General features: G+C 61.0%; 12 protein-coding genes. 8 read left to right on the top strand and 4 right to left on the bottom strand.

Annotated features, from left to right (window positions below; genetic code table 11):
• Positions 1-43: 43 nt before the first annotated feature.
• Positions 44-226, bottom strand: a complete 183-nt coding sequence (locus BFQ01_RS13165; protein WP_032890516.1) for a hypothetical protein — start codon at positions 224-226, stop codon at positions 44-46.
• Positions 227-558: 332 nt separating this feature from the next.
• Here BFQ01_RS13165 and azu point away from each other — a divergent pair, with 332 nt between their 5' ends.
• Positions 559-1,005, top strand: coding sequence for an azurin (azu, locus tag BFQ01_RS13160; protein ID WP_027607696.1), 447 nt, complete (start codon positions 559-561; stop codon positions 1,003-1,005).
• A gap of 74 nt (positions 1,006-1,079) precedes the next feature.
• Here azu and nadE read toward each other — a convergent pair whose 3' ends face one another.
• The 3 genes from nadE to BFQ01_RS13145 all read right to left on the bottom strand — a co-directional run bounded on the left by nadE (position 1,080) and on the right by BFQ01_RS13145 (position 4,162).
• Positions 1,080-1,907 carry an ammonia-dependent NAD(+) synthetase gene (nadE, locus tag BFQ01_RS13155; RefSeq protein WP_027607697.1) on the bottom strand — a complete coding sequence of 276 codons (828 nt, stop codon included), beginning with the start codon at positions 1,905-1,907 and terminating at the stop codon, positions 1,080-1,082.
• Between the two features lie 3 nt (positions 1,908-1,910).
• Positions 1,911-3,125: a nicotinate phosphoribosyltransferase gene (pncB, locus tag BFQ01_RS13150; RefSeq protein WP_065925612.1), complete on the bottom strand. Its 1,215-nt coding sequence runs from the start codon at positions 3,123-3,125 to the stop codon at positions 1,911-1,913.
• Positions 3,126-3,271: 146 nt separating this feature from the next.
• On the bottom strand, positions 3,272-4,162 hold the full coding sequence (locus tag BFQ01_RS13145; protein WP_065925611.1) for a LysR family transcriptional regulator: 891 nt from the start codon (positions 4,160-4,162) through the stop codon (positions 3,272-3,274).
• A gap of 153 nt (positions 4,163-4,315) precedes the next feature.
• On the opposite strand from BFQ01_RS13145, the gene BFQ01_RS13140 reads away from it, so the two are divergent.
• The 7 genes from BFQ01_RS13140 (at position 4,316) to BFQ01_RS13110 (ending at position 12,718) form a co-directional block, all read left to right on the top strand.
• Positions 4,316-5,806 carry an L-piperidine-6-carboxylate dehydrogenase gene (locus tag BFQ01_RS13140; RefSeq protein ID WP_065925610.1) on the top strand — a complete coding sequence of 497 codons (1,491 nt, stop codon included), beginning with the start codon at positions 4,316-4,318 and terminating at the stop codon, positions 5,804-5,806.
• Positions 5,807-5,961: 155 nt separating this feature from the next.
• Positions 5,962-7,245 (top strand): L-pipecolate oxidase, encoded by a 1,284-nt coding sequence (locus BFQ01_RS13135; protein ID WP_065925609.1) that lies wholly within the window; start codon positions 5,962-5,964, stop codon positions 7,243-7,245.
• A gap of 374 nt (positions 7,246-7,619) precedes the next feature.
• The gene (locus BFQ01_RS13130; protein WP_027607701.1) at positions 7,620-8,756 is read left to right on the top strand and encodes a branched-chain amino acid ABC transporter substrate-binding protein; all 1,137 of its coding nucleotides are present in this window, start codon (positions 7,620-7,622) and stop codon (positions 8,754-8,756) included.
• Positions 8,757-8,938: 182 nt separating this feature from the next.
• On the top strand, positions 8,939-9,853 hold the full coding sequence (locus BFQ01_RS13125) for an ABC transporter permease subunit (protein ID WP_003236186.1): 915 nt from the start codon (positions 8,939-8,941) through the stop codon (positions 9,851-9,853).
• A 2-nt stretch (positions 9,854-9,855) separates the two neighbouring features.
• On the top strand, positions 9,856-11,133 hold the full coding sequence (livM, locus tag BFQ01_RS13120; RefSeq protein ID WP_027607702.1) for a high-affinity branched-chain amino acid ABC transporter permease LivM: 1,278 nt from the start codon (positions 9,856-9,858) through the stop codon (positions 11,131-11,133).
• Positions 11,130-12,005, top strand: coding sequence for an ABC transporter ATP-binding protein (locus tag BFQ01_RS13115; RefSeq protein WP_027607703.1), 876 nt, complete (start codon positions 11,130-11,132; stop codon positions 12,003-12,005). Before livM ends, BFQ01_RS13115 begins: the two co-directional genes overlap by 4 nt.
• The gene (locus BFQ01_RS13110; RefSeq protein WP_065925608.1) at positions 12,002-12,718 is read left to right on the top strand and encodes an ABC transporter ATP-binding protein; all 717 of its coding nucleotides are present in this window, start codon (positions 12,002-12,004) and stop codon (positions 12,716-12,718) included. The genes BFQ01_RS13115 and BFQ01_RS13110 overlap by 4 nt, the downstream gene beginning before the upstream one ends.
• Positions 12,719-12,776 lie beyond the last annotated feature (58 nt).

Genomic DNA, 12,776 nt, shown 5'->3' with positions numbered 1-12,776 from the left:
CGTTGACGTTCTTCGCGAGCAAGCTCGCTCCTACAGTAAATAATTATTCAGCCGGGTCTTTCGGGGTTTCAGTCTCGTCTGCTGCCACTTCACCTTCGGCATCCGGGTTCAGTGCGCCCGCTTCTTCATCGACAGCGGCTTTCTTGCGTTGCAGTTTTTCCTCTTTCTTCTGTTCCTTGGCCAAGTCTCTCTGACGTTTGGCGAAGGAGTAATTAGGTTTGGCCATGGGCGATCCTCTAGGGTCGAAGGTGAGGGTGGCGGCGCGCAGCTGCCTTGGGACGACATGGTAGCAGCTTCAAGGGGCGCTTGGCCTTCACTTACCGCAGGCGTACGCGGCCAGGAGGCCATTGAACAGTTGGTTGAGGTGCATGGCTAGGGCTCCAGTGGGTGATGGGCCGATCATAGACAGCCTGCGGCACTTTGGCTGGTTGATTGTGTCGATAAGTCTGATAGCCTAAAGTTGTATACAATCTGTTGATTCAGGTCATAAGAATTTTTGCCTGCCTCAGGCACCCTTGTCGCATTACGCGTTGTTTAAACCCTGCCTTGGAGATTCACATGTTTGCCAAACTCGTTGCTGTTTCCCTGCTGACTCTGGCCAGCGGCCAGTTGCTTGCTGCAGAGTGCAAGGTCACCGTCGACTCCACTGACCAGATGTCCTTCAACACCAAGGAAATCACGATCGACAAGAGCTGCAAGACGTTCACTGTCGAGCTGACTCACTCCGGCAGCCTGCCGAAAAACGTCATGGGTCATAACTGGGTGCTGACCAGCGCCGCCAACATGCAGCCGGTTGCCACTGATGGCATGGCTGCTGGCATCGACAAGAACTACCTGAAAGAGGGTGACGATCGCATCATCGCCCACACCAAGATCATTGGTGCCGGCGAGAAGGATTCGGTGACCTTCGATGTCTCGAAACTGGCGGCCGGTACGGATTACGCGTTCTTCTGCTCGTTCCCGGGCCACATCTCGATGATGAAAGGCACTGTGGTCCTGAAGTAAGACCGCGTTATCGTTCATCGGGGGCTTGCCCCCGATGACTGCCTGCCAATCAACACACCACTATCTGTCTCACCTCAAGGCGCAAACGGCATCACCCGCTTGTGCTCGGTCTTGCGGTACGTCTCGCAAATAATCCGGAACGCTTCTTCACGCACCGGCTCACCGTGCAGGAACGCATCGATCTCGGCATAGGTCACGCCATGTGACGCTTCATCCGGCTTACCTGGCGACAGGTCTTCAAGGTCGGCCGTCGGCACCTTCTCCACCAACGACTCCGGCGCACCAAAGAACCGTGCAATCGCGCGTACCTGGTTTTTCACCAGGCCGCTCAACGGCGCCAGGTCGCAGGCGCCATCGCCGAACTTGGTGAAAAAGCCCATCACCGCTTCCGCCGCATGGTCGGTACCGATCACCAGGCCGCTGGCCGCGCCGGCGATGGTGTACTGCGCCACCATGCGCATGCGCGCCTTGGTGTTGCCGAGCACGAAGTCGCGGGACACCGCCGCCTTGCCTTCAAACGCCGCCACTTCATTGGCCAGGGCTTTCACCGCCGGGCCGATGTTCACGGTGTGGCGCTCGTCCGGGTCGATAAAGTCCACCGAGGCCTGGGCATCGATTTCATCGAACTGGGTTTCGTAGGGCAGGCGCACGGCGATAAAGCGGTAGGCCTCGTCACCGGTGCGGGAGCGCAGTTCCTGCATCGCGCGTTGGGCCAAGAGGCCGGCAGTCAGGGAGTCGACGCCGCCGCTGATGCCCAGCACCAGTGTCTTGAGCCCGGAATTGCGCAGGCAGTCCTGGATAAACGCTACGCGCCGGGCAACTTCGGCCTCGAGGGCGGCCTGGTCCTTGAACGGCGCTTGGACCTTGAGCTGTTCAGCAATCTCACGCTGTACGGCTTGCATGATTCACTCCTTGCTAGAGATGGCAGGTACTTTGAAAACATGACGCAAATAGGCGACAAAATTCGGGTCGGTGCAGTGGGTCTTGCCCGCTTCATCGGAGATCTTCGCGACGGGCTGGCCATTGCAGGCGGTCATTTTAAGCACGATGCTCATCGGTTCCACCCCTGGAATATCGCAGGTCAGGTTGGTGCCGATGCCGAAGCTCACATTAATGCGACCACGCAACGCGCGGAATATCTCCAGGGCCTTGGGCAACGACAGGCTGTCGGAGAACACCAGGGTCTTGCTCATCGGCTCGATGCCCAGCTTGTGGTAGTGGGCGATGGCTTTTTCGGCCCACTGCACCGGGTCGCCGGAGTCATGGCGCAGGCCATCGAACAGCTTGGCGAAGTACAAGTCGAAGTCGCCAAGGAAGGCGTCGGTGGTGATGCAATCGGTCAGGGCGATACCCAGCAGGCCACGGTATTCGCGGACCCAACAGTCGAGGGCGGCGATCTGGCTGTCGATCAGGCGCGGGCCGAGTTGCTGGTGGGCCATGATCCATTCATGGGCCATGGTGCCCAACGGCTTCATATTGAACTCGCGGGCCAGGTGCACGTTGCTGGTGCCGACAAAACGCCCGGGGAAGTCATGCTTGAGCACGCTGACCACTTCTTCCTGCACGCGGTACGAGAAGCGTCGGCGCGTGCCGAAGTCGGCCACTTGCAGCTCGGCCAGCTCGTCGCTGCTGGCGTTGGCCGTCAGCCAGTCGAACTTGCGGTACAGCTGCTCGCGGGCCTGTTCGAGGATCACCGTCTGGTAGCGGTAGCGGTTGCGCACTTCGCTGACGATCGCCAGCATCGGCACTTCAAACAGAATCACATGCAGCCACGGCCCGCGCAGGCGGATAAACAACTCGCCGTTCTCGATGCCGGTCTGCACATAGCGCAGGTTGAAGCGAAACAGCCCGAGAAAACGCAAAAAATCCGGCTTCATAAAGCTGATGCGTTCCAGGAACCCCAGTTGGTCGGGGCTCAAGCTCAGCTCGGCGAGGCGCTCGATCTGGTAGCGGATCTCCGCCAGGTACGGGCGCAGGTCTTCGCTGTTGCGGCAACGAAACTCCCATTCAACTTCCACGTTGGGGTAGTTGTGCAGCACCGCCTGCATCATGGTCAGCTTGTAGAAGTCGGTGTCGAGCAAGTTCTGCACGATGCGATCGGCAAACACACTCTCGCTCATAACGGGAATCTCCAGACAGGTCGGGCGATGGGCGCCGACCTTTACGCACAATTAAGGAAGGGGGCTAGTGGCGCATAGACGCGGGTAGGTTTGCCAGTGATTTTTTTTGCCAAGGCCACTTGCCGCCGATGGCGATATTCCAGGCATTAAACAACCTGCTCCATCATCCACTTCACAAACTCCCGCACCTTGGGCACCTCCGCCGCGTGTTCCGGGAAGGCCAGGTAATAAGCGTCCTGGCTGGGCATTGCATGCTGCCAGGGGATCACCAGCTTGCCGTCGGCCAGTTCTTCTTCCACCAGAAAGCGCGGCAACAACGCCACGCCGCAACCGACCTGCGCCGCACGAATGCACATATAAAAGGTGTCGAAACGCGGCCCGTGGTAGCTGTGCTCGGTGTGATACCCCTGATCGGCAAACCAGTCATGCCAGCCCTGGGGGCGCGAGGCGTTTTGCAGCAGCACCAGGTCGCTCAGTTGCGTGGGGTCGGTGAAGGGCTGCGCCGGCAGGCTTTCCGGGGCGCACACCGGTACCAGCTCTTCGCTGAACAGTTTCAGGCTCTCGGTGCCGGGTCGCGAGCCCTGGCCGAAGTAGAAGGCCATGTCGGCCTTGCCTTGCAGCAGTTCGTCCGGCTCCTGTTCGTTGCACAGGTCCAGGTGGATCTGCGGGTGGCGCAGGCGCCAGCCCTTGAGGCGCGGCACCAGCCAGCGCGCGCCAAAGGTGTAGGGGGTGGACACGCGCAACACTTCGGTCTCGCCGCCATAGGAGCGCAGGTAGTGGGTGGACATCTCCACCTGCGTGAGGATCTTGCGCACTTCCACCAGGTACAGGTCGCCTGCCGGAGTCATCTGCAAGCGGCGACGCACGCGGCGAAACAGCAGGTGCTGGAGCAATTCTTCCAACTGCGCGACCTGTTTGCTCACTGCGCTTTGCGTGAGGTTCAGCTCCTCGGCGGCGCGGGTGAAGCTCAGGTGGCGGGTGGCGGCTTCGAAACACTGCAGGGCGGTGATCGAGGGCAAATGTCTTTTGTTCAGCACGGCATGCCTCTTTTTATTCTTTGCATGAATAAACGGAATGATATCTCGCCTAATCGTCGTTTGTTGGCAAGTCTTGGGCCAGCTACAAATAAGGCCTGGATCGCCGTGCGTGCCGCGGTGCGATTTTTTGTTCGAAGATTAAAGGAGTGACCCATGGTTGCCGCATTGCTTGATCGTCTCGGGGTAAACCCGGCGCTGTACCAGGCGGGTAAACAACCCGTGCATTCGCCCATTGATGGCAGCCGTATCGGCAGTGTGCACTGGGAAGGTGCCGCCGAGGTGGAGCAACAGGTCAGTCGCGCCGAGCATGCATTCGAGGCCTGGCGCAACGTGCCGGCCCCCCGTCGCGGCGAGTTGGTGCGCCAGTTCGGCGATGTACTGCGCGAATACAAGGCCGATCTGGGCGAGCTGGTGTCCTGGGAGGCCGGCAAGATCACCCAGGAAGGCCTGGGTGAAGTGCAGGAAATGATCGACATCTGCGACTTCGCCGTGGGCCTGTCCCGCCAGTTGTACGGCTTGACCATCGCCTCCGAGCGCCCAGGCCACCATATGCGTGAAACCTGGCACCCGCTGGGCGTGGTCGGGGTGATCAGCGCCTTCAACTTCCCGGTAGCCGTGTGGGCGTGGAACACCACACTGGCGCTGGTGTGCGGTAACGCAGTGATCTGGAAACCGTCGGAAAAGACCCCGCTCACCGCCCTGGCGTGCCAGGCGCTGTTCGAGCGTGTGCTGAAGAATTTCAAGGACGCGCCGCAATACCTGAGTCAGGTCATCATCGGCGGCCGCGATGCCGGCGCTGCACTGGTGGATGACCCACGCGTGGCCCTGATCAGCGCCACCGGCAGCACCCGCATGGGCCGCGAAGTGGCGCCGAAAGTTGCCGCGCGGTTTGCCCGCAGCATCCTCGAGCTGGGCGGCAACAACGCCATGATCCTCGGCCCGAGCGCCGACCTGGACATGGCCGTGCGCGCCATCCTGTTCAGCGCCGTCGGCACCGCCGGCCAGCGCTGCACCACCCTGCGCCGCCTGATCGCCCACGAGTCGGTCAAGGAAGAAATCGTCACCCGCCTCAAGGCCGCCTATTCCAAAGTGCGCATCGGCCACCCGCTGGAGGGCAACCTGATTGGCCCGCTGATCGACAAGCATGGCTTCGACGCTATGCAGGACGCCCTGGAGCAGGCCTTGAGTGAAGGCGGCAAGGTGTTCGGCGGCAAGCGCCAGTTGGAAGACAAGTTCCCCAACGCCTACTACGTGTCGCCGGCCATTGTCGAAATGCCTGAGCAGAGCGATGTGGTGTGCACCGAAACCTTCGCGCCGATTTTGTATGTCGTCGGCTACAAGGACTTCGCCGAAGCCCTGCGCCTCAACAACGCCGTGCCCCAAGGCCTGTCGTCGTGCATCTTCACCACTGACGTGCGCGAGGCCGAGCAATTCATGTCGGCAGTGGGCAGCGACTGCGGGATCGCCAACGTCAACATCGGCCCGAGCGGCGCGGAGATTGGCGGCGCGTTTGGCGGTGAGAAAGAGACCGGTGGCGGGCGCGAGTCGGGTTCGGATGCATGGCGCGGGTACATGCGCCGCCAGACCAACACCGTGAACTATTCGCTGGAGTTGCCGCTGGCCCAGGGCATCACCTTCGACTGATTCTTTAGGAGCGAGCTTGCTCGCGAAGATCGTCAACGATCACGCGGGCATCCTGAATGCCCGCGCCGCTCTCGCGTTTTTCGCGAGCAAGCTCGCTCCTACAGTGATGGTGTTGAACAAGAAAAACGCTTGTTGGGTCTCACCGGAGTCTGGCAATGGCACTACGCGAAGCATGTTTGTGGGAACACCTCACCCCTGGCCGGCCGGATCGTGCCGCGCTCAAGGGCGAGGTCAAGGTGGATGTGTGCGTGATCGGCGCCGGCATCACCGGTTTGTCGGCCGCCATTCACTTGCTGGAGCAGGGTAAAAGCGTCGCCGTGCTGGAGGCTCATCGCACCGGCCACGGTGGTTCGGGGCGCAACGTCGGGTTGGTGAATGCCGGCCTGTGGATCCCTCCGGACGAGATCGAAGCCGGTTTCGGCGAAGCGGTGGGCAGCCAGCTCAACCGCATGCTCGGCGCGGCACCGTCGCTGGTGTTCAGCCTGATCGACAAATACAACATCGATTGCCAATTGCGCCGCGAGGGCACCTTGCACATGGCGCATAACGCCCGTGGCGAGGCGGATTTGCGCAGCCGTGAAGAACAATGGAAGCGCCGTGGCGCGCCGGTGGAGTTGCTCACCGGCCAGGCCTGCGAGCACGCCACCGGCACGAAAAAAATCGCCGCCGCCTTGCTGGATCGGCGTGCTGGCACCTTGAACCCGATGGCCTACACCAGTGGCCTGGCGAATGCCGCCGTGGGGCTTGGCGGGCAGTTGTTCGACCATTCTCCGGTCGCCCGGTTGGAGCGCCAAGGTGCGAGTTGGTCCGTTCAGACCGCCAGCGGTTCGGTGCAGGCTGCACAAGTGGTCATCGCCTCCAACGCCTACACCGAAGGTGAGTGGACCGAGCTGCGACGCAATTTTTTCCCCGGCTACTACTACCAGGTCGCCTCCGCGCCGCTGACCGACGCCGCCGCCGAGCAGATTCTGCCCGGCGGCCAAGGCTCATGGGACACGCGCCAGGTACTGAGCAGCATCCGCCGCGATGCCGATGGCCGCCTGTTGCTCGGCAGCCTGGGCAACGGTAACCAGAAACCGGCCTGGTTCCTCAAGGCGTGGGCTGATCGGGTGCAGCAACATTACTTCCCGTACCTCAAATCGGTGCAATGGGAATTCACCTGGACCGGCTGCATCGCCTTCACCCCCGATCACCTGATGCGCCTGTTCGAGCCAGCTCCCGGCCTGGTGGCGGTAACCGGCTATAACGGGCGCGGCGTGACCACCGGCAGCGTGGTCGGCAAGGCGTTCGCCGACTATCTATGTCACCAGAATCCCCAAGCCTTGCCGATTCCGTTTGCACCCATGCAACCGCTGGCCGGGGTTGGGCTGCGCAGTTGCCTGTATGAAGCCGGATTCTCGCTGTATCACGCCGGGCAATGCCTGAGGATCGTGATCTGATCAGCGAAATACCGCTCAGAAGCCTGCATTTTCTTAGCCGGCTACTAATCTGTATTGGTGCAGGTCGTAGCAGTTGCGCACTGTAAATGTGCAGTTCCGTTACGCAGGCTGTTACAGCTGTAGGAACTGTCGTTTATTGCTTTGGTTGCAGGTGCGACCCGTCAGGGTTGTACTTTTTCGGCCCATGGGTTGCACCTATCGATGCTAGAGGGTTGCACGTCCTGGCGAGCGGAGCCGAAACGCCTGCAATAACAATGACACCGTGTCTTTTTGAAGAATAAAAACGTAATGGCACGAGGCTTGCTCTGGGCTTTCAGTGAAAAGTTTGAACGCAAGTTGTCGTGCCAAAAATCAAAAATATCGGAGCACCACTCATGTCCCAGACGTTTTACAAGAAAGGTTTTCTGGCCCTCGCCGTTGCAGCGGCGCTGGGTGTTTCTACTTTTGTTCAAGCTGATGTGAAGATTGGCGTTGCGGGGCCGATGACCGGCGCCAACGCCTCGTTCGGTGAGCAGTACATGAAGGGTGCCCAGGCGGCAGCCGAGGTGATCAACAAGGCCGGTGGCATCAATGGCGAGAAAGTCGTGCTGGTGGCAGGCGACGATGCCTGTGAGCCGAAACAGGCCGTTGCCGTGGCCAACCGCCTGGCTGACCAGGACAAAGTGATTGGCGTAGTCGGGCACTTCTGCTCGTCGAACACCATTCCGGCCTCCGAGGTCTACGACGAAGCGGGCATCATCGCGATCACCCCAGGCTCTACCAACCCACAAGTGACCGAGCGCGGCCTGGGCGCCATGTTCCGTATGTGCGGGCGTGACGACCAGCAAGGCATCGTCGCCGGCGACTACATCGTCGACGTGCTCAAGGGCAAGAAAGTCGCCGTCATCAACGACAAGGACACCTACGGCAAAGGCCTGGCCGACGCCACCGCTGCCCAGTTGACCAAGCGCGGCGTCAAGCCGGTGCTGGAAGAAGGCCTGACCCGTGGCGAGAAGGACTTCAGTGCGCTGGTCACCAAAATCCGCTCCCTGGGCGCCGACGTCGTGTACTTCGGTGGCCTGCACCCGGAAGCCGGTCCATTGGTTCGCCAGATTCGTGAAGCGGGCCTGAAGGACGTCAAGTTCATGTCCGATGACGGCGTAGTGACCGATGAACTGGTGGCCACCGCTGGCGGCGCGCAATACGTCGATGGCGTGTATATGACCTTTGGCGCCGACCCGCGCCTGCTGCCGGACAGCAAGGCCGTGGTGGAAGAGTTCCGCAAGGCCGGCTACGAGCCTGAGGGCTACACCCTGTACGCCTACGCCTCGCTGCAGGCCCTGGCCGCCGGCTTCAACGGCGCCAAGTCCAACAAGGGCGAAGACGCGGCCAAATGGCTGAAAGCGCACCCGGTCAAAACCGTGATGGGCGAGAAGACCTGGGACGCGAAGGGCGACCTGAAAGTCTCCGACTACGTGGTTTACCAGTGGGATAAAGACGGCAAATACCACCAGCTGGAAAAGCAGAAGTAATCCATGTGGGAGGGGGCTTGTCCCCGAAGCGGTGGGTCAGTCAACAGTTGTTCAGCTGACCCACCGCATCGGGGGCAAGCCCCCTCCCACATTGGGACAGCGTTGTTATTGAGATCTGTCTTTTCCTCCAGAAGCGCCGCACACCGACTGGTGTGCAGGTGCTCACCGCGTGAGATTGCGTTATGGATGGTATTTTCCTGCAGCAACTGGTCAACGGCCTGACCCTCGGGTCGGTCTATGGCCTGATCGCCATCGGCTACACAATGGTCTATGGCATCATTGGCATGATCAACTTCGCCCACGGCGAGGTTTATATGATTTCCGCTTACCTCGCGGCGATCAGTCTGGCACTGCTGGCTTACTTCGGCATCGAATCCTTCCCGCTGCTCATTCTCGGCACCCTGATCTTCACCGTGGTCGTCACCGGCGTGTACGGTTGGGTCATCGAACGGGTCGCCTACAAACCGCTGCGCAACTCCACCCGCCTGGCTCCGCTGATCAGCGCCATCGGCATCTCCCTGATCCTGCAGAACTACGCGCAGATCGCCCAGGGCGCGAAACAACAAGGCATTCCAACCCTGCTGGCCGGCGCCTGGCGCGTCGACATCGGCAGTGGGTTCGTCCAACTCACGTACACCAAGGTCTTCATCCTCGTGGCGGCGTTTGCCGGCATGGCGTTGCTCACCTACATCATCAAGTACACCAAGCTCGGCCGCATGTGCCGCGCCACCCAGCAAGACCGCAAGATGGCCTCGATCCTGGGGATCAACACCGACCGCGTGATCTCCTACGTGTTTGTCATCGGTGCCGCCATGGCGGCCCTGGCCGGCGTGCTGATCACCCTCAACTACGGCACGTTCGACTTCTACGCCGGCTTCATCATCGGCATCAAGGCGTTTACCGCAGCGGTACTCGGCGGCATCGGTTCCCTGCCTGGGGCGATGCTGGGCGGGATCATCCTGGGTATTTCCGAGTCGTTGTTCTCGGGGTTGATCAACTCCGACTACAAAGACGTGTTCAGTTTCTCCCTGCTGGTGGTGATTCTGATTTTCCGTCCCCAGGGCCTGCTTGGTCGCCCACTCGTGGCTAAGGTGTAAACATGTCTGCTGCCAAACCCATCGATATCAAGAAAAGTGTGGTCGATACGGTCCTTGCCGGGCTGATTTCGTTGATCGTGTTCGGTCCGATCGTCGGCGTGGTCCTCGACGGCTACAGCTTCAACCTGGAACCGGCCCGTGTGGCTACCCTGGTCGCCATCGTGATGGCCGGGCGCTTTGCCCTCAGCCTGTTCCTGCAAACCCCCAAGGGCCTGAAGATTCTGCAGGGCTTCGAAAGCAGCGGCTCCGGCGTGCATGTACTGCCACCGGACTACAAGTCGCGGCTGCGCTGGATCATCCCGGCGCTGATCGTGATCGCCATCGTGTTCCCGATCTTCGCCAACAAGTACCTGCTGACCGTGGTGATCCTCGGGCTGATCTACGTGTTGCTGGGCCTGGGCCTGAACATCGTGGTCGGCCTGGCCGGGCTGCTCGACCTGGGTTACGTGGCGTTCTACGCCATCGGCGCCTACGGCCTGGCGCTGGGTTATCAATACCTCGGCCTGGGCTTCTGGAGCGTGTTGCCGCTGGCAGCCATCGCAGCGGCTTTAGCGGGGTGCATACTCGGCTTTCCGGTGCTGCGAATGCACGGTGACTACCTGGCCATCGTGACCCTGGGCTTCGGTGAAATCATTCGCCTGGTGCTCAACAACTGGCTCTCGTTCACCGGCGGCCCCAACGGTATGCCGGTGCCTTCGCCGACCTTCCTGGGCCTGGAGTTCGGGCGCAAGGCCAAGGAGGGCGGGGTTCCGTTCCACGAGTTCTTCGGCATCGACTACAACCCCAATATCAAGTTCATGTTCATCTACATCGTGCTGTTCCTGGTGGTGCTGGCCGTGCTGTACATCAAGCACCGCCTGACCCGCATGCCGGTCGGCCGCGCCTGGGAAGCCTTGCGCGAAGATGAGATCGCCTGCCGCTCCATGGGCCTGAACCACGTGCTGGTCAAGCTCTCGGCCTTCACCATTGGCGCGTCCACTGCCGGTTTGGCCGGGGTGTTCTTCGCCAGCTACCAAGGCTTCGTCAACCCGTCGTCGTTCACCTTCTTCGAGTCGGCGCTGATCCTGGCCATCGTGGTACTGGGCGGCATGGGCTCGACGGTCGGCGTGGTGATTGCCGCGTTCGTGTTGACGGTCGCGCCTGAACTGCTGCGCAGCTTCAGCGAATACCGCGTGCTGCTGTTTGGCGTGCTGATGGTGGTGATGATGATCTGGCGACCGCGCGGCCTGATCCGGATCAGCCGCACCGGTGTGACACCGCGCAAGGGGGTAGCGCCATGAGCAAGGAAGTCGTCCTCTCCGTGGAACACCTGATGATGCACTTCGGTGGCATCAAGGCCTTGAGCGATGTGAGCCTCAAGGTTGAACGCAACTCGATCTTCGCCCTGATCGGCCCCAACGGAGCCGGCAAGACCACCGTGTTCAACTGCCTCACCGGCTTCTACAAAGCCAGCGGCGGCAAGATCGAACTGAACATCCGCGGCAAGCAGACCAATGTGATCCAGCTGCTCGGCGAGCGCTTCAAGGCGGTCGACTTCGTATCGCCAAAAAGCTTCTTGAGCCGGGTGTACTACAAGATGTTCGGTGGCACCCACCTGGTCAACCGCGCCGGCCTGGCCCGGACCTTCCAGAACATTCGCCTGTTCAAGGAAATGTCGGTGCTGGAAAACCTGCTGGTGGCCCAGCACATGTGGGTCAACCGCAACATGCTGGCGGGCATCCTCAACACCAAGGGCTACCGCAAGGCCGAAAGCGATGCCCTCGACCATGCGTTCTACTGGCTCGAAGTGGTGGACCTGGTGGACTGCGCCAACCGCCTGGCCGGTGAGCTTTCCTACGGCCAGCAGCGCCGCCTGGAAATCGCCCGCGCCATGTGCACCCGGCCGCAGATCATCTGCCTGGACGAACCGGCAGCGGGCCTCAACCCCCAGGAAACCGAAGCCCTCAGCGCGATGATTCGCCTGTTGCGCGACGAACACGACCTGACGGTGGTGCTGATCGAACACGACATGGGCATGGTGATGAGTATTTCCGACCACATTGTGGTGCTGGACCACGGCAACGTGATTGCCGAAGGCGGGCCGGAAGCGATCCGCAACGACCCGAAAGTGATTGCCGCCTACCTGGGCGCCGACGAAGAGGAGCTGGTATGAGTGCACCTATCCTCGAAATGAAGGACCTGGACGTGTTCTATGGCCCGATCCAGGCCCTGAAAAAAGTCTCGCTGCACATCCACGAAGGCGAAACCGTCAGCTTGATCGGCTCCAACGGCGCGGGTAAATCCACGCTGCTGATGTCGATCTTCGGCCAGCCACGGGCCGAGTCGGGGCAGATCCTCTACAACGGCGTCGACATTACCCACAAGTCGTCCCACTACATTGCCTCCAACGGCATTGCACAGTCGCCGGAAGGGCGGCGGGTGTTCCCCGACATGACCGTCGAGGAAAACCTGCTGATGGGCACCATCCCCATTGGCGACAAGTTCGCCCAGGAAGATATGCAACGCATGTTCGAGCTGTTCCCACGGCTCAAGGAGCGACGTAACCAGCGCGCCATGACCATGTCCGGTGGCGAGCAGCAAATGCTCGCCATCGCCCGCGCGCTGATGAGCCGACCCAAGCTGTTGCTGCTGGACGAACCGAGCCTGGGCCTGGCGCCGATTGTGGTGAAGCAGATCTTTTCCACCCTGCGCGAGCTGGCCTCCACCGGGATGACCATCTTCCTGGTGGAGCAGAACGCCAACCATGCACTGCGTTTGTCGGATCGGGCGTACGTGATGGTCAACGGTGAGATTCGCCTCACAGGCACCGGCAAGGAGCTGCTGGTGAACGAGGAAGTGCGCAACGCTTACCTCGGTGGCCACTGATCTAAATAACGAAGCAGTACCCCTGTGGGAGGGGGCTTGCCCCGATGGCGTTGTATCA

It is taken from the genome of Pseudomonas sp. 8 R 14 (assembly GCF_900005955.1).
Classification (GTDB): Bacteria; Pseudomonadota; Gammaproteobacteria; order Pseudomonadales; family Pseudomonadaceae; genus Aquipseudomonas; species Aquipseudomonas marginalis.
This window is presented reverse-complemented; position numbering and strand designations above follow the sequence as displayed.